General features: G+C 64.2%; 19 protein-coding genes. 9 read left to right on the top strand and 10 right to left on the bottom strand.

What is annotated here, in order from left to right; genetic code table 11:
- The first annotated feature begins 15 nt into the window (after positions 1–15).
- The 4 genes from XI02_RS09325 to XI02_RS09310 are packed head-to-tail and all read left to right on the top strand — an operon-like array spanning position 16 to position 1,795.
- Positions 16–330: a helix-turn-helix transcriptional regulator gene (locus XI02_RS09325; RefSeq protein WP_172648497.1), complete on the top strand. Its 315-nt coding sequence runs from the start codon at positions 16–18 to the stop codon at positions 328–330.
- Positions 323–787, top strand: coding sequence for an SRPBCC family protein (locus tag XI02_RS09320; protein WP_172648498.1), 465 nt, complete (start codon positions 323–325; stop codon positions 785–787). Before XI02_RS09325 ends, XI02_RS09320 begins: the two co-directional genes overlap by 8 nt.
- Positions 780–1,247, top strand: coding sequence for an SRPBCC family protein (locus XI02_RS09315; RefSeq protein ID WP_016843328.1), 468 nt, complete (start codon positions 780–782; stop codon positions 1,245–1,247). The genes XI02_RS09320 and XI02_RS09315 overlap by 8 nt, the downstream gene beginning before the upstream one ends.
- Positions 1,248–1,279: 32 nt before the next feature.
- Positions 1,280–1,795 carry an SRPBCC family protein gene (locus XI02_RS09310; RefSeq protein ID WP_172648499.1) on the top strand — a complete coding sequence of 172 codons (516 nt, stop codon included), beginning with the start codon at positions 1,280–1,282 and terminating at the stop codon, positions 1,793–1,795.
- Between the two features lie 163 nt (positions 1,796–1,958).
- On the opposite strand, the gene XI02_RS09305 is transcribed toward XI02_RS09310, so the two are convergent.
- The 5 genes from XI02_RS09305 to XI02_RS09285 all read right to left on the bottom strand — a co-directional run bounded on the left by XI02_RS09305 (position 1,959) and on the right by XI02_RS09285 (position 7,215).
- Positions 1,959–3,569, bottom strand: coding sequence for an acyl-CoA synthetase (locus tag XI02_RS09305; protein WP_016840700.1), 1,611 nt, complete (start codon positions 3,567–3,569; stop codon positions 1,959–1,961).
- A 151-nt stretch (positions 3,570–3,720) separates the two neighbouring features.
- Positions 3,721–5,241 carry an FAD-dependent oxidoreductase gene (locus XI02_RS09300; protein ID WP_172648500.1) on the bottom strand — a complete coding sequence of 507 codons (1,521 nt, stop codon included), beginning with the start codon at positions 5,239–5,241 and terminating at the stop codon, positions 3,721–3,723.
- A gap of 27 nt (positions 5,242–5,268) precedes the next feature.
- Positions 5,269–5,880, bottom strand: coding sequence for a GTP cyclohydrolase I FolE (folE, locus tag XI02_RS09295; RefSeq protein ID WP_172648501.1), 612 nt, complete (start codon positions 5,878–5,880; stop codon positions 5,269–5,271).
- Between the two features lie 119 nt (positions 5,881–5,999).
- Positions 6,000–6,455 carry a GatB/YqeY domain-containing protein gene (locus XI02_RS09290; RefSeq protein ID WP_018269821.1) on the bottom strand — a complete coding sequence of 152 codons (456 nt, stop codon included), beginning with the start codon at positions 6,453–6,455 and terminating at the stop codon, positions 6,000–6,002.
- A gap of 58 nt (positions 6,456–6,513) precedes the next feature.
- Complete coding sequence (locus XI02_RS09285; protein ID WP_016840695.1) at positions 6,514–7,215, bottom strand: alpha/beta fold hydrolase; 702 nt, start codon at positions 7,213–7,215, stop codon at positions 6,514–6,516.
- 160 nt (positions 7,216–7,375) lie between these two features.
- On the opposite strand from XI02_RS09285, the gene carA reads away from it, so the two are divergent.
- The 4 genes from carA (at position 7,376) to XI02_RS09265 (ending at position 11,060) form a co-directional block, all read left to right on the top strand.
- Entirely contained in the window at positions 7,376–8,569 is a 1,194-nt protein-coding gene (gene carA / locus XI02_RS09280) for a glutamine-hydrolyzing carbamoyl-phosphate synthase small subunit (RefSeq protein ID WP_018269820.1), read from the top strand.
- 146 nt (positions 8,570–8,715) lie between these two features.
- On the top strand, positions 8,716–9,213 hold the full coding sequence (locus XI02_RS09275; protein ID WP_069278890.1) for a PaaI family thioesterase: 498 nt from the start codon (positions 8,716–8,718) through the stop codon (positions 9,211–9,213).
- Between the two features lie 150 nt (positions 9,214–9,363).
- Positions 9,364–10,464 carry a mandelate racemase/muconate lactonizing enzyme family protein gene (locus tag XI02_RS09270; RefSeq protein ID WP_172648502.1) on the top strand — a complete coding sequence of 367 codons (1,101 nt, stop codon included), beginning with the start codon at positions 9,364–9,366 and terminating at the stop codon, positions 10,462–10,464.
- 71 nt (positions 10,465–10,535) lie between these two features.
- Complete coding sequence (locus XI02_RS09265) at positions 10,536–11,060, top strand: hypothetical protein (protein WP_194483391.1); 525 nt, start codon at positions 10,536–10,538, stop codon at positions 11,058–11,060.
- A gap of 10 nt (positions 11,061–11,070) precedes the next feature.
- Here XI02_RS09265 and XI02_RS09260 read toward each other — a convergent pair whose 3' ends face one another.
- The 5 genes from XI02_RS09260 to XI02_RS09240 all read right to left on the bottom strand — a co-directional run bounded on the left by XI02_RS09260 (position 11,071) and on the right by XI02_RS09240 (position 12,877).
- Complete coding sequence (locus XI02_RS09260) at positions 11,071–11,463, bottom strand: DUF6789 family protein (protein WP_240537192.1); 393 nt, start codon at positions 11,461–11,463, stop codon at positions 11,071–11,073.
- Between the two features lie 105 nt (positions 11,464–11,568).
- A complete protein-coding gene (locus XI02_RS09255; RefSeq protein ID WP_172648504.1) occupies positions 11,569–11,958 on the bottom strand; it encodes a DUF302 domain-containing protein in 390 nt (129 codons plus the stop codon).
- Between the two features lie 55 nt (positions 11,959–12,013).
- On the bottom strand, positions 12,014–12,217 hold the full coding sequence (locus XI02_RS09250; protein WP_016840688.1) for a DUF2892 domain-containing protein: 204 nt from the start codon (positions 12,215–12,217) through the stop codon (positions 12,014–12,016).
- Between the two features lie 25 nt (positions 12,218–12,242).
- Positions 12,243–12,686, bottom strand: coding sequence for a co-chaperone YbbN (locus XI02_RS09245; protein WP_026192266.1), 444 nt, complete (start codon positions 12,684–12,686; stop codon positions 12,243–12,245).
- Positions 12,683–12,877 (bottom strand): hypothetical protein, encoded by a 195-nt coding sequence (locus tag XI02_RS09240; protein WP_016840686.1) that lies wholly within the window; start codon positions 12,875–12,877, stop codon positions 12,683–12,685. The genes XI02_RS09245 and XI02_RS09240 overlap by 4 nt, the downstream gene beginning before the upstream one ends.
- An 88-nt stretch (positions 12,878–12,965) precedes the next feature.
- Between XI02_RS09240 and XI02_RS09235 the strand changes: the two genes are divergently transcribed.
- Positions 12,966–13,286, top strand: a complete 321-nt coding sequence (locus XI02_RS09235) for a helix-turn-helix transcriptional regulator (RefSeq protein ID WP_016840685.1) — start codon at positions 12,966–12,968, stop codon at positions 13,284–13,286.
- Positions 13,287–13,323 lie beyond the last annotated feature (37 nt).

Genomic DNA, 13,323 nt, shown 5'->3' with positions numbered 1-13,323 from the left:
CCTATTATCCAACCCATGGATGAAGTCTTCAAAGCCCTCGCGGATGCCTCACGGCGAACGCTGCTTGACCGGCTTCACGATCAGAACGGGCAGACGCTCGGTGAGCTCTGCGACGGTCTCGAGATGACGCGTCAGGCCGTCACCAAGCACCTTGTGATTCTCGAGGAGGCCAACCTCGTCACCACGATCAAGCACGGCCGCGAGAAGCTGCACTATCTCAACCCGGTTCCGATCCATCAGATCGGCGAGCGGTGGATCAGGAAGTTCGAGCGCGGGAAACTCGCCGCGCTGAGCGAGTTGAAAAGACAATTGGAGAAGCGTGATGAGTAAACCGGACTACGTCTACGTCACCTATATCGAGACCACGGCCGACAAGCTGTGGCACGCGCTGACGTCGAGCGAATTCACCGAACGGTTCTGGTTCGGCTATCGCGCCAGCTCCGACTGGAAGGTCGGCTCGCCTTACCATCTCGCCAAGGACGGCCGCCGCGCCGTGCAGGGCGAGGTGCTGATCGCCGATCCGCCGAACCGGCTCGCCTATAGCTGGGACGTGGTGAAGGAAGGCGTAGAGCGCGAGGGGGTCTCGCGCGTGACCTTCGACATCGAACCGCACGGCGGGGTCGTCAAGCTGATCGTGACGCACGACAACCTCGGTCCGAAGACGCTGCGCGACATCTCCGGCGGCTGGCCGATGGTGATTGCAAGCCTGAAGAGCTTCCTGGAAACGGGACACGAATTGCCGGCCGACCTGCTCACGAGCTCCGCCAGGGAGGCCTACCATGCCTAAGCCCGAGTTCGCCTACGTCACCTACATCGAGACCACGCCGGAGAAGCTGTGGGACGCACTGACCAGGAGCACGTTCACGCGGCAATACTGGTTCGACACCGAGCTGCAATCGGACTGGAAGGTCGGCTCGCCGCTCGCGCTGGTGATGGGCGGCAAGACCACCGACACCGGCGAGATCCTCGAGGCCGATAGGCCGCGGCGCCTCGCCTACACCTTCAAGCACGTGCTCGACGAGGACATGCGCAAGGAGCCGGCAACCAAGGTGGTCTTCACGCTCGAAGCCCATGGCAAGATCGTGAAGCTGACCGTGACCCATGAGGGCTTCGGCGCGGGCAGCAAGCTGCTCGACGGCATTTCCAAGGGCTGGCCGGCGATCCTGTCGGGGCTCAAGAGCCTGCTCGAGACTGGCAAGGCGGTCACCATCCCGCCGGCCGCGCTCGGGATCGACGGCTTCGAATGACAATGAAAATCTATCGACGGGTACGAACGGACATGAACATCGAGAAATTCAAACCGGCGATCGTCTATGCGATCTACATCGCCGCCGCGCCCGAGAAGGTGTGGCAGGCTTTGACGACTGCCGAACTCAGCCGGCAGTACTTCTCCGGCAACGCGGTCGAGGTCGATCTGCGGATCGGCGGCGCCTACATCGTGCGGACGCCGGACGGCGCGCTGCACATCTCCGGCGAGGTGATCGAGTGCGATCCCCTGAAGCGGCTGACCGTCACCTTCAACGTCAACTGGCCGCAGCTGGTCGAAAAGCTCGGGCCGACGCTCGTCACTTACGAGATCGAGCCGGCCGGCGACGGCGTGAAGCTGACGCTGCTGCAATCGCATGACCGTCCGATCAGCGACGACATCCTGTCGGGCGGCCGCACCGGCTGGCCGGCGATCCTCTCCAGCCTGAAGAGCCTCGTGGAGACCGGCAAGGCCATGGTGATCCCGATGCAGCCGCCAGCGCGCATGATGGCCGCGCTGAAGCAATTGGGCATTGTTATGCCGTCGTGAGGATGGCGATACAGCCACCCCATACTCCGCCATCGTTCCGGCGAAAGCCGGGACCTATTACCACCGCTCCAGGCGGTTGGAGTTCGCTGGGACCACAGCGTCGCAAAACACAAGCATTTGTGGTTGTGGGTCCCGGCTTTCGTCGGGACGACGGCGGAGAAAACTACCCCAGCGCCCTCAGCTCCCGCCGCAGCACCTTGCCCGTCGCCGTCATCGGCAGGCTGTCGGCGAACTGCACGAAGCGGGGATATTCGTGGGCGGCGAGCTGGACCTTGACGAACTCCTGGATCTCGCGCGCCAGGGCATCGCCCGGTGCGTAGCCCGGCCGCAGCACGATCCAGGCCTTGATCGATTCGGTGCGGATCGGATCGGGGATGCCGACCACCGCCGACATCGCAACCGCCGGATGCTTCATCAGCGTGTGCTCGATCTCGGACGGGCCGACGCGATAGCCGGCCGTGGTGATGACGTCGTCCTCGCGGCTGACGTACCAGAAATAGCCGTCCTCATCCTGCACGCCGAGATCGCCGGTCAGCAGGAATTCGCCGGCATATTTCTTCGCGGTCGCTTCCGGATTGCGCCAGTACTCGATCATGGTGCAGGGGCACGGCTGGCGCACGCCGATGATGCCGCGCTGGCCCCGCGGCAGCTCCTCGCCCTTCTCGTTGACAATGCGGACGTCAAAGCCGGGCGTGGCGCGGCCCATCGAGCCCGGACGGATCGGAAACAGGTTGGAATTGCTGCCGATCACGAGATTGCATTCGGTCTGGCCGAACACCTCATGGGCGTCGATGCCGAAGGTGTCGCGCACCCAGTCGAGCAATTCGCCGCCGAGCGACTCGCCGCCGGTGAAGATGCTGCGCAGCCTGACGCCGGAATTTTTCACATTGGCCTGCCGCATCAGCTTCAGCGCGGTCGGCGGCAGGAACACGTTGCGGATGCCGAGCTCGGCCATCATTTGCATCGCCGCCTGCGGCTCGAACTTGCGGGCGCGGTGCCCGACCATCGGAATGCCGTGGTACCAGAACGCGAACAGGCCGTTGATCAGGCCGCCGATCCAGGCCCAGTCGGCCGGCGTCCACATCAGGTCGCCGGGCCGTGGCAGGAAGTTGTGGCACATCTCGACATTGGGCAGATGGCCGAGCACGACACGATGCGCATGCAGCGCGCCCTTCGGATTGCCCGTGGTGCCCGACGTGTAGATGATCAGCGCGGGATCGTCGGCCGAGGTGTCGACGGTCGCGAACTCAGGCGACGCCGACTTAATCGCGCTCCAGAACGGCTTCGTCCCCGCCGGCGTCTTTTCGCCGACGATATAGACGCTCTTCAACTCGGGCAGGCGATCGCGGATTTTCGCGATCTTCTCCCAGCCTGCTTCATCGGTGATCACGGCCTTGGCCGCAGAATTCGATAACCGGAATTCGAGCGCGTCCTCGCCGAACAGCGCGAACAGCGGGATCGAGATCATCGCGGCGCGAAACGCCGCGAGATGCGCGACCGGCAGTTCGAGCGATTGCGACAGGAACACCGCGACACGGTCGCCGCGCACCAGCCCGTCGGCTGTCAGCACATTGGCGAAGCGGCGCGAGGCGTCCGCCACCTCGTCAAACGAGGTGCGCGTGGTGCCGCCATCCTCGTCGACATAGACCAGCGCGAGCCGCCCGGTACCGTCGGCATGGCGGTCGCAGCACGCGGTCGCCATGTTGAAGCGCGCGGGAACGTCCCAGCGGAAGTTGCGATAGAGCTCGTCGTAGGTTTTGGCTTCCTGAAGCATGGCGGCAGATTAGAGCCTTTTCCGTTCCGATGGAATCGGCACGGGCGCCAGATTCTCGTTTTGACGGGTTTTCTTCACGCCAACCGGTATCCGCTTCGCTCGAAACGCTCTGGAGCCGTCAGACCACAAACCCTCATTGAGGAGAAAGCCGTCAGGCGGCCGCCCGCTCCATTGCGACCTCGGCCTTGAGGCTATCGAGGTCGCGATAGATCGATGCGATCGCGAGTACGCGCCCGCCGCGCTTGTAGCGCAGCACGCAATCCCTGCCGGCAATGCTGCCATCCACGGCGATCTCGTCCCACTGCTCGGCATGGCCGACATAGTTGATCGGCACGTCGTAATGCTGGCTCCAGAAGAACGGCACCGCGTCGAACACCTCGCGCTGCCCAAGCATATTCCGCGCGGCGGTCTGGCCCTGGCGCTCCGCCACCACCCAATGCTCGACCCGGACGTTCTCGCCGCTGTGCGGATCGGGCCAGCGCGCGATATCGCCGGCCGCGTAGATACCGGGAGCGCTGGTCTCGAGATAGGCGTCGACTGTCACGCCGCGATCGATCGCGAGCCCGGCCGCTTCCGCCAGCGCCAGCCGCGGCTTCACGCCGACACCGACCACGACGAGATCGGCATCGAGCACGGGCCCACTCTTCAGGTGCGCGCGCTTGCCCTCGATCGCGGTCACCGTGTCACCGAGGTGGAAGACGACGCCATGCTCTTCGTGCAGCGCGCGGACGAAATCGCCCATCTCGGGCCCGAGCACGCGTTCCATCGGCCGCTGTTCCAGCCCGACCACGTGCACCTCGATCTGGCGCACGCGCAGCGAGGCCGCCACCTCGAGCCCGATGAAGCTTGCACCGATCACCACCGCGCGGCGCGCTCCGCTGGCCGCGGCGATGATCGCCCGGCAATCGTCGACGGTGCGCAACACATGAACGTGGGGCAGGTCCGCGCCCGGGATCGGCAGCCGCACCGGCTCCGCGCCGGTCGCCAGCAGCAGCCGGTCATACGGAATCGTTTCGCCGCCGGCGAGCATGACATTGCGGCGGCCGGTATCGATCGACTTGACCTCGGTCCTGAGTCTCAGATCGATCGTCGCGTCACGATAGAAATCGTCCGGCTTCAGCGGCAGCCAGTCTTCCGGCGCACTGCCGGCGAGGAAATCCTTCGACAGGTTCGGCCGATCCACCGGCGGCGTGGCCTCGCCGCTCAGCATGACGATGCTGCCGCGATAGTCCTGCCGCCGCAGCATCTCGGCGGCGGCAAACCCGGCCCCGCCGCCGCCGACAATCACGATGCTGCCGGGCGCATCGACCGGGCCCTTGACGCGGAATTTCGGTTGCGCGCGCTTCTCGCGCACGATGATGCGATCGCCCTCGCGCTCGACCTTCCAGACCGCGAGCGCGCTGAAGGCGGGCGCGGCGGTCGCTTCACCGGTGCGAATATCGAAACAGGCGTGATGCCAGGGGCAATGAACGGTCTCGCCCTCAAGAAGGCCTTCGGCGAGCGGGCCGTGGTAATGGCTGCAATGCGCGTCGATGGCGAAGATATCCGCGCCCGAACGCACCAGCAGCACGTCCTCGTCGCCGACATGGCCGAGCAGCATCGCGCCCGAGAAGTCGGAGAGTGCCACGCCCTGTGTCAGATCCGGACCGGAAGGAGCCTGCTGATCGGCCATATCGTTCCTCCATTGCCCTGTGACGCTCTAGACCGCTATCCCGAGGAATTCCTGGCGGGTTAGCGCATTGTCGCGAAAGCAACCCAGCATCCGGCTGGTCACGAGATCGGTGTCCGGCTTGTGCACGCCACGGGTCATCATGCAGTGATGCGACGCCTTGATGATGACGCCCACGCCCTGAGGCTTCAAGACGTCGTTGATGGTGTTGGCGACCTGCGCCGTCATCTTCTCCTGAATCTGCAAACGCCTGGCATAGATATCGACCACCCGTGCGAGCTTGCTGATGCCGACCACGCGTCCGTTCGGGATGTAGCACGCCTGACCGATGATCGGCGCCATATGATGCTCGCAATGGCTCTCGAAACGGATGCCCCGCAGGGCAATCATTTCGTCGTAGCCTTCGATCTCCTCGAAGGTCTTTTCCAAGATCTCCGCGGGACGCTGGTCGTACCCCGCAAAGAATTCCTCGAACGAACGCGTCACACGCGCCGGAGTTTCAAGCAGACCATCCCGCTCGGGATCGTCGCCGGTCCAGCGGATGATGGTGCGGACCGCGGCTTCGACCTCGGCCCGGGTCGGCTTGTCGGATTCGGTTTGAGCAGCTCTTGCACGATCCAGCGTATGCACAATCGGGTTCATCGGGGCCTTTCCTTTGCGGCGTCATCGCGAGGTCATGCCCGTCAGATGCTCCGTCAGCAGAAAGGTTCCCGCAATTCGGCCCGCGGCACTTTGCGCCGCAAGCCACCCGGCACGAACGGCTAGCCCGTCAGCGCCGCCTTGACGAGGCCGCTGGCCTTGCCGAAATCCATCTGGCCGGCGTATTTCGCCTTCAGTGCGCCGATCACCTTGCCCATGTCCTTGATGCCGGCGGCACCCGTCTCGGCGATGACGGCCGAGATCGCGGCCTTCACGTCGTCGTCGGACATCTGCTTCGGCAGATAGGCGGAGATCACCGCGATCTCCTCGCGCTCCTGGGCGGCGAGCTCGGCGCGGCCGCCTTTGTCGTAGAGCTCGACCGACTCCTGGCGCTGCTTGATCATCTTCTGCAGCAGGCCGAGCAGGTCGGCATCGGAGAGCGGCGGCTTGCCCTGCCCGCGCGCGTCGATGTCGGCGTTCTTGATGGTCGAATTGACCATGCGCAGCGTGGAGAGCTTGCGCTCGTCCTTCGCCTTCATCGCTTCCTTGACCGCAGTATTGATGTCGTCGCGCAGCATTTCGTTGTCCTTGAACCAGCAATCCTCTCATCTAGGCAGTTTGCACCGGCAGAACAACCTAGTTCCTCAGCCATTCGACCAGCGCAGCGGCGCAGGCCTGCGGCTGTTCCAGCTGCGGCAGGTGACCGCAATTGGCGAGCACCACGAGCCTGGCGCCGGGAATGCCGTTGGCCATCTCGTCCGACAGCGAATTCGGAACGGTGTTGTCGGTATCCGACGTGAGCACCAAGGTCGGGCACTTGATCCAGGCCATGCTCGGCCGCGAATCCGGCCGGCTGAGCACCGCGTTCTGCTGGCGGACGAAGGCCTCGGCGCCGACGTCCTCGCTCATGTCGTCGACGATCTGGCGCAGGTTTGCATCGCCCTGCCGCGACGGGTGCACGAAGCCCGGAAACAGCTCGTCGACCACGCTGCGATATTGGCCGCTTCTGGCACGCTCGATCATGCCACGGCGGCGTGCGGTCGCTTCCGGCGTGTCGGCCCGCGCCTGGGTGCTCATCAGCGCCAGCTTCGCAACGCGCTCCGGCGCCTGCCGCATGATCTCGAAGGCGATGTAGCCGCCCATCGAGTGCCCGGCGAGCGCAAAGCGCGGCGGCGCCTCGGCCAGGATCCGGCGGGCGATCGCCCCCATATTGTCGTCCCTGACATGGTTGGCGATCGTCACCGGCCCGCATCGCCACAGCGCCGGGATGACGGGGGCGAAAATCCGCGGCGAGCAGATGAGGCCCGGGACGAGCAGGATCGGCATCGTATTATCCATGCGGGAGCTCCGGACGGGTCATTTTCGGCAAGCAAACGGCCGCTTCAGGGAACTTTAGATTAAAAGGCCGTTCGGGCCTGTCAAATCGGTCGGTATTGCCGTGTGAATCCGTACCCTTTCGCTTTGACGCCGCAGGGTGCGGCGTCTATTTAAAGGGCTCATGACAACATCCGAAAACGCCCCCGCCTGGCCGGACCATAAACCGACCGCGCTCCTTGTGCTCGCCGATGGTACCGTGCTGGAAGGCTTCGGTCTCGGCGCGGAAGGCCACGCCGTCGGCGAGGTCTGCTTCAACACCGCGATGACCGGCTATGAGGAGATCCTCACCGATCCGTCCTATGCCGGCCAGATCATCACCTTCACCTTCCCGCATATCGGCAATGTCGGTACCAACGAGGAAGACATCGAGACGGTGAACATGGCCGCGACGCCCGGCGCGCGCGGCGTGATCCTGCGCTCGGCGATCACGGATCCCTCGAATTACCGCGCCAGCCGCCACCTCGACCAGTGGTTGAAGGCGCGCGGCATCATCGGCCTTTCCGGCATCGACACCCGCGCGCTGACCGCGCTGATCCGCTCCAAGGGCATGCCCAATGCGGTGATCGCGCACGCCAGAAACGGCGAGTTCGACCTGCACGGCCTGAAGGAAGAAGCCCGCGAATGGCCCGGCCTCGAGGGCATGGACCTGGTGCCGATGGTCACCTCCGGCCAGCGCTTCACCTGGGATGAGACGCCCTGGGTGTGGGGCAAGGGTTTCGGCCAGCAGACCGCGCCGGAATTCAACGTGGTCGCGATCGACTACGGCATCAAGCGCAACATCCTGCGCCTGCTCGCCGGCGTCGGCGCCAAGGTGACCGTGGTGCCGGCGACGACCGCGGCCGAGGACATCCTGGCGATGAAGCCGGACGGCGTGTTCCTGTCGAACGGCCCCGGCGATCCCGCCGCGACCGGCAAATATGCCGTGCCCGTCATCCAGAAGGTGATCGCTTCGGGGACGCCGACCTTCGGCATCTGCCTCGGCCACCAGATGCTTGGCCTTGCCGTCGGGGCCAAGACCATGAAGATGCATCAGGGCCATCACGGCGCCAATCATCCGGTCAAGGACGAGACCACCGGCAAGGTCGAGATCACCTCGATGAATCACGGCTTTGCGGTGGATCAGGCGACGCTGCCGAAAGGCGCGACCCAGACCCATATCTCGCTGTTCGACGGCTCCAATTGCGGCATCGCGCTCGAGGGCAAGCCGGTTTTCTCGGTGCAGTACCACCCGGAAGCCTCGCCCGGCCCGCGCGACTCGCACTATCTGTTCCAGCGCTTCGCCGACCTGATGCGGAAGAAGAAGCAGGCCGCGTAGACCGCGGCGTAGCGCAGCCCGTCACGGAATACCGCATGCCCGGATCACCTGATCCGGGCATGATCTTTTGTCACGCCTTGCATCAGCGAACGCTGCCAAGCTACTCGTCATATGACGACGATCATCACGCAGCAGGATTGCCCGACATGACCGCCCCCGCCACCCCGAAGCCCGTCTACGGCGTCTCCTCGATGGCGGTGATGGCGTCGATGCCGGGGCTCGACTTCGTGCGCGGCATCTTCGCCCGAACCCTGCCGGAGCCGCCGATCATGGAGAATGTCGAGCCGTTCGACTGCACCGCCGAGACCGGCCATGTGGTGATCCACAGCGTTCCGGGCCTGCGCCACTACAATCCGATCGGCTCGGTGCATGGCGGCTACGCCGCGATCCTGTTGGATTCCGCGATGGGACTTGCGGTGCAGACCACGCTGCCGCAGGGCTTTGGCTACACCACGCTGGAGTTCAAGATCTCCTTCGTCCGCGGCATGAGCCAGGACACCGGCAAAATCCGCACCGAGGGCCACGTGCTCAACGCCGGGCGCCGGGTTGCGACCGCGGAAGCACGCATCACCGACGACAAGGGCAAGCTGCTCGCGCATGCCACCACGACCTGCCTGGTGTTCGAGCTGCCCAAGACGACCTGAAGGCAATCGCGTCTTGGCGCTAGATCCTGGCGTCAGATCTTGGCGCATTGGAGCCATGACGAAGCGCGCTGGATCGCGGCCGGCGCTCTGTGATTGAGTTTCCCTGTCCGAGATCAGGCAAACATGATCCGGCCTGGAAAGGGAACGCCGATGATTTCAGCCCATTCAGACATGACCATCCGCGACATCCGCGTGACGATGCTGCGGCTGCCTTGGGCCGACGATCCCTGGCTGAAAGGCGCGGCGCTCGGCGCGACGCGCGACATTCTGATCTGCGACGTCGAAACGTCCGGCGGCGTCACCGGCATGGGCTATCTGTTCGTGTTCAAGCCGGCGACGAAGTCGATCGCGGCCTGTCTCGACGAGTGCATCATCCCGCGCGTCATCGGCAAGGACGCCACCGCGATCGAGGCGATCTGGCGCGATCTGTGGACGGCGACCATGACCTATGGCCGCGGCGGCATCGCCGCGATGGCGATGTCGGCGCTCGACATCGCGCTGTGGGACGCGGTGGGGAAACGCGCCGGCCTGCCGCTGCACCGGCTGTGGGGGCACTATCGCTCGGAAATCCCGATCTATGGTTCCGGCTGCTTCCGCGGCGCCGGCGGTGACGGGATGATCGAGAAGGCGCTGCATTTCGTGAAGCAGGGCTACAAGGCGATCAAGATGCAGGTCGCGCATGTTCACACGCCCGCGCAGGACCTCGACAATGTGCGCCGCATGCGCGAGGCGCTCGGGCCCGACATCGACATCATGATCGACGTCAACATGGGCTGGAGCGCCGATGTCGCCATCGAGATGGGACGCAAGTTCGAGAAGTACGATATCTACTGGCTCGAGGAGCCGGTGCCGGCCGATGACTTCGCCGGCTACCAGCGCATCGCGGCGGCGCTGGACATGCGTGTCGTCGGCGGCGAGACGCATTTCACGCGCTACGATCTGCGGCCGTTCTTTCTCAATCCCTGCCTGCCGATCCTGCAACCCGACCCGATGCGCGGCGGCATGACCGACCTGCGCAAGATCGCGGCGCTTGCGGACACGTTCGGCATCACCATCGCGCCGCATCTGTTTCCCGAACTCAATGTGCACCTGCTGGCTTCGATCCCGAACGGCATCTGGTGCGAGAACATGGCGCTGATCGACGATCTCTGGGTCGACCCGCCCGAGATCGCCAACGGCATGATCACCGCGCCGGAGCGGCCCGGGCACGGGCTCAAATTCAAGGAAGACGTGTTGAAGTTCAAAATCTAGCTGGAACGGTTTGCGGACCGACGGTTTGTTTGTCCTGAGACCACGGCACCTCGCGACGCTGGAGAGCCACCATGTCGGTCGTCCGTACCGATACCGAACCCCTGACCATCGTCTTCCAGGACGACGGCCTGGTGCCGAACAACCCGATGCCGTTCCTGGTCTACAAGGCCGCGGTCGACGTCAGCAAGAATCCTGAGGCCACCATCGAGCGGCTGTTCGGCATGAACGGCTGGGGCGCGATGTGGCGCAACGGCGTCTACGACTTCGCGCATTACCACGCCACCGTGCACGAGGTGCTGGGCGTCGCGCGCGGCCGCGCGCGCGTGCAGTTCGGCGGCGACCAGGGGCGGGCGCTGGAGATCGCGGCAGGCGACGTTGCGATCCTGCCGGCCGGCACCGGGCATCAATGCCTGTCGGCGAGCGACGAGTTCTGCGTCATCGGCGCCTATCCGCCGGGCCCGCCGATGGATCTGCAGCGGCCGACACCGGAGAACCACGCCAGGGCGCTGAAGACGATCCCGCTGGTCGCTATCCCCGCCAGCGATCCGGTGATGGGCACGGATGGGCCGCTGATGCGGCTGTGGAGGCGCACCTGACCCCCACGGATCAACGCAGGTCGCTCACATGCAACGCCGAATAGGCGGCGCCGAGGAACACGCTGTACGCAAGCACCATGACGAGCGAAAATCCCGCTGGAAGGCTGCCGAGGCCGAGCTGGGACGCAAACAGGCCACGGCCGAGCACCGGAAAGTAGAGCAGCCCCATGGCGATCCAGCCCAGAATGCCGAACACGAAGCCCTTGGCGATCCCGCTGTGGCCCGGCAATAAATGGTAGCTGACCCGAAACAATATCCCGAGAATCAGCGTGCCGTTGACAAAAGACATCGCCCACGGCACCGACGGATGAACCGCTCCACCGAGCCATTCGCTCAGGCCGTGCTGCAGGTCGCGGTAGGGATGGAAGGTCGGAAGCCAGCCCATCCACCGCTTGAGATACATCACACCGGAATGCGCGGCGTTGCCGCACAGTCCGGCAGCAAGCGACCTCCATATCTTGTCACCGACGGTGAGATACATCGCTGCTTGGCGATCCGCTGCGCCGTCTCAGGCGATCTCGGCGACAACCTGCCGGAGCAGGTCGCGAACCTTGCCGGCGACGGCGCCGAGCTTCTGGTTCTCGATCGCACTCATCGAAGCAACGGGATCGACCGCCGAAATCTCCACTCTGTCGCCTTCGTGCTGCTGCACCACCACATTGCAGGGCAGCATGGTGCCGATCTTGTCCTCCAGCATGAGCGCCTCGTAGGCGAGTTTCGGGTTGCACGCCCCGAGGATCAGATACGGGCGGAATTTAGCTCCGATCTTCTTGTTGAGGATGTCCTTGACGTCGATCTGCGTGAGCACACCGAAGCCGTGGCTCTTCAGCGCCGCCGTCGTGGCACTGACGGCCGCGTCGAACGGCATGTCGACCGTTTTCGAGAAATGATATGTCATAAGTCTCTCCGGAGTGGCGCAGGCGTTCGCGCTGCGAAGCCAATAACTGCAAGGGCTAGCTGAACGCGCATCCGCCGCGCAGTCCGAGCCTCTTGAACACCATCGCCGCAGGGCAGAATCCGGTAAACGATGCCTGGACCATGTTCAGCCCGGCAAAGGCCGTCAACAGGTACCAGTAGGCGTTGATGTAGGTGCCGAGCGCGAGGCCGAGCAAGACGACGCTCCCCGCGAAGGCAACAACGGCCTTGTCGATATTCATGGCAGACTCCTCACTTTAAGTGACATCAGGAATGGGTAAGGCCAGCCTCGGTCCAGGCAACGATGCTGCGCGCATCCATCACCCCGGAATGACGGGCGATCTCGCGCCCGCGACGCATCAACAACAGCGTCGGAATTCCGGTGATGTTGAGCCGGGACGACGTGGCGGCCGCACGATCGGAGTTGAGCTTGAGCGGCCGGACCCTCGGTTCGAGCTGTTGAGCCGCACGCTCGAACATCGGCGCCATGGCGCGACACGGTCCGCACCACGGAGCCCAGACATCGACCAGCAGAGGAACGTCGCTGTTCGCCAGCTGACGCGCGAATCCTTCCTCGTCGACCTCGATCGGATGGCCGGTGAACATCTGCTGATGGCAGGAACCGCAACGCGCGCCATCCGGGGCACGCCCGGGCGGCAGGCGGTTGGTCCGCCCGCAATGTCCACATACGATCTGACACGTCTCGCTCATGTTCCGGTACGGACTTCCCTGATCTTGGCGATGTTGAGCTTGTCGGGCATGAACCGCTCATAGAACGGCTCGCTCTCGCCGCGCGCATCTTGCGGAGAAAGCATTTTTCGAATGCGACCGAGCTGCGGCAACAGTTCGTAGGCCATCAGCGTGCCGCTCAGACCGGCCCCGATCACGACAACTTCCGCCATGCGCACCTCCGTTGGTTGAACGTCCGCCGGTGGTCCCGGCCGTTGATGATGATTGACTATATATTTTTAAATTCGTATATACGCAAGTATGAATATAAATATCGACATCATGCAAAGCGCGGCCGACCGGGCGAGCGATCTCCTGAAGGCCCTCTCCAACCGCCACAGGCTGCTGATCATCTGCCAGCTGGTCGACGGCGAGCGATCGGTCGGCGAGCTCGCCGAATTTCTCGATCTGCGGGACTCCACGGTCTCTCAGCATCTTGCCCTCCTTCGCAAGGATGGCCTGGTGTCCGCTCGCCGCGACGGGCAGTCGATCTTCTATTCGATCGCCAGCGATCCCGCGCGGAAAGTCCTGGAGGCACTCTATGAAGTCTACTGCGCTCCGAAGGACGTCAAACGAAAATAAATTTTATGATCCCTGCAACGGTCATCCGTTGAGCAAG

The organism is Bradyrhizobium sp. CCBAU 21365, assembly GCF_015291305.1.
Lineage (GTDB): Bacteria > Pseudomonadota > Alphaproteobacteria > Rhizobiales > Xanthobacteraceae > Bradyrhizobium > Bradyrhizobium elkanii.
Note: the sequence above shows the minus strand (reverse complement) of the source record. Positions and strands in the feature narration are given on the sequence as shown.

What these genes read in the sequence shown, in the direction of transcription:
- XI02_RS09325 (WP_172648497.1), top strand. Translation starts at nt 16, where the DNA reads ATGGATGAAGTCTTCAAAGCCCTCGCGGATGCCTCACGGCGAACGCTG.
- XI02_RS09320 (WP_172648498.1), top strand. Translation starts at nt 323, where the DNA reads ATGAGTAAACCGGACTACGTCTACGTCACCTATATCGAGACCACGGCC.
- XI02_RS09315 (WP_016843328.1), top strand. Translation starts at nt 780, where the DNA reads ATGCCTAAGCCCGAGTTCGCCTACGTCACCTACATCGAGACCACGCCG.
- XI02_RS09310 (WP_172648499.1), top strand. Translation starts at nt 1,280, where the DNA reads ATGAACATCGAGAAATTCAAACCGGCGATCGTCTATGCGATCTACATC.
- XI02_RS09305 (WP_016840700.1), bottom strand. Translation starts at nt 3,569, where the DNA reads ATGCTTCAGGAAGCCAAAACCTACGACGAGCTCTATCGCAACTTCCGC.
- XI02_RS09300 (WP_172648500.1), bottom strand. Translation starts at nt 5,241, where the DNA reads ATGGCCGATCAGCAGGCTCCTTCCGGTCCGGATCTGACACAGGGCGTG.
- folE (WP_172648501.1), bottom strand. Translation starts at nt 5,880, where the DNA reads ATGAACCCGATTGTGCATACGCTGGATCGTGCAAGAGCTGCTCAAACC.
- XI02_RS09290 (WP_018269821.1), bottom strand. Translation starts at nt 6,455, where the DNA reads ATGCTGCGCGACGACATCAATACTGCGGTCAAGGAAGCGATGAAGGCG.
- XI02_RS09285 (WP_016840695.1), bottom strand. Translation starts at nt 7,215, where the DNA reads ATGGATAATACGATGCCGATCCTGCTCGTCCCGGGCCTCATCTGCTCG.
- carA (WP_018269820.1), top strand. Translation starts at nt 7,376, where the DNA reads ATGACAACATCCGAAAACGCCCCCGCCTGGCCGGACCATAAACCGACC.
- XI02_RS09275 (WP_069278890.1), top strand. Translation starts at nt 8,716, where the DNA reads ATGACCGCCCCCGCCACCCCGAAGCCCGTCTACGGCGTCTCCTCGATG.
- XI02_RS09270 (WP_172648502.1), top strand. Translation starts at nt 9,364, where the DNA reads ATGATTTCAGCCCATTCAGACATGACCATCCGCGACATCCGCGTGACG.
- XI02_RS09265 (WP_194483391.1), top strand. Translation starts at nt 10,536, where the DNA reads ATGTCGGTCGTCCGTACCGATACCGAACCCCTGACCATCGTCTTCCAG.
- XI02_RS09260 (WP_240537192.1), bottom strand. Translation starts at nt 11,463, where the DNA reads ATGTATCTCAAGCGGTGGATGGGCTGGCTTCCGACCTTCCATCCCTAC.
- XI02_RS09255 (WP_172648504.1), bottom strand. Translation starts at nt 11,958, where the DNA reads ATGACATATCATTTCTCGAAAACGGTCGACATGCCGTTCGACGCGGCC.
- XI02_RS09250 (WP_016840688.1), bottom strand. Translation starts at nt 12,217, where the DNA reads ATGAATATCGACAAGGCCGTTGTTGCCTTCGCGGGGAGCGTCGTCTTG.
- XI02_RS09245 (WP_026192266.1), bottom strand. Translation starts at nt 12,686, where the DNA reads ATGAGCGAGACGTGTCAGATCGTATGTGGACATTGCGGGCGGACCAAC.
- XI02_RS09240 (WP_016840686.1), bottom strand. Translation starts at nt 12,877, where the DNA reads ATGGCGGAAGTTGTCGTGATCGGGGCCGGTCTGAGCGGCACGCTGATG.
- XI02_RS09235 (WP_016840685.1), top strand. Translation starts at nt 12,966, where the DNA reads ATGAATATAAATATCGACATCATGCAAAGCGCGGCCGACCGGGCGAGC.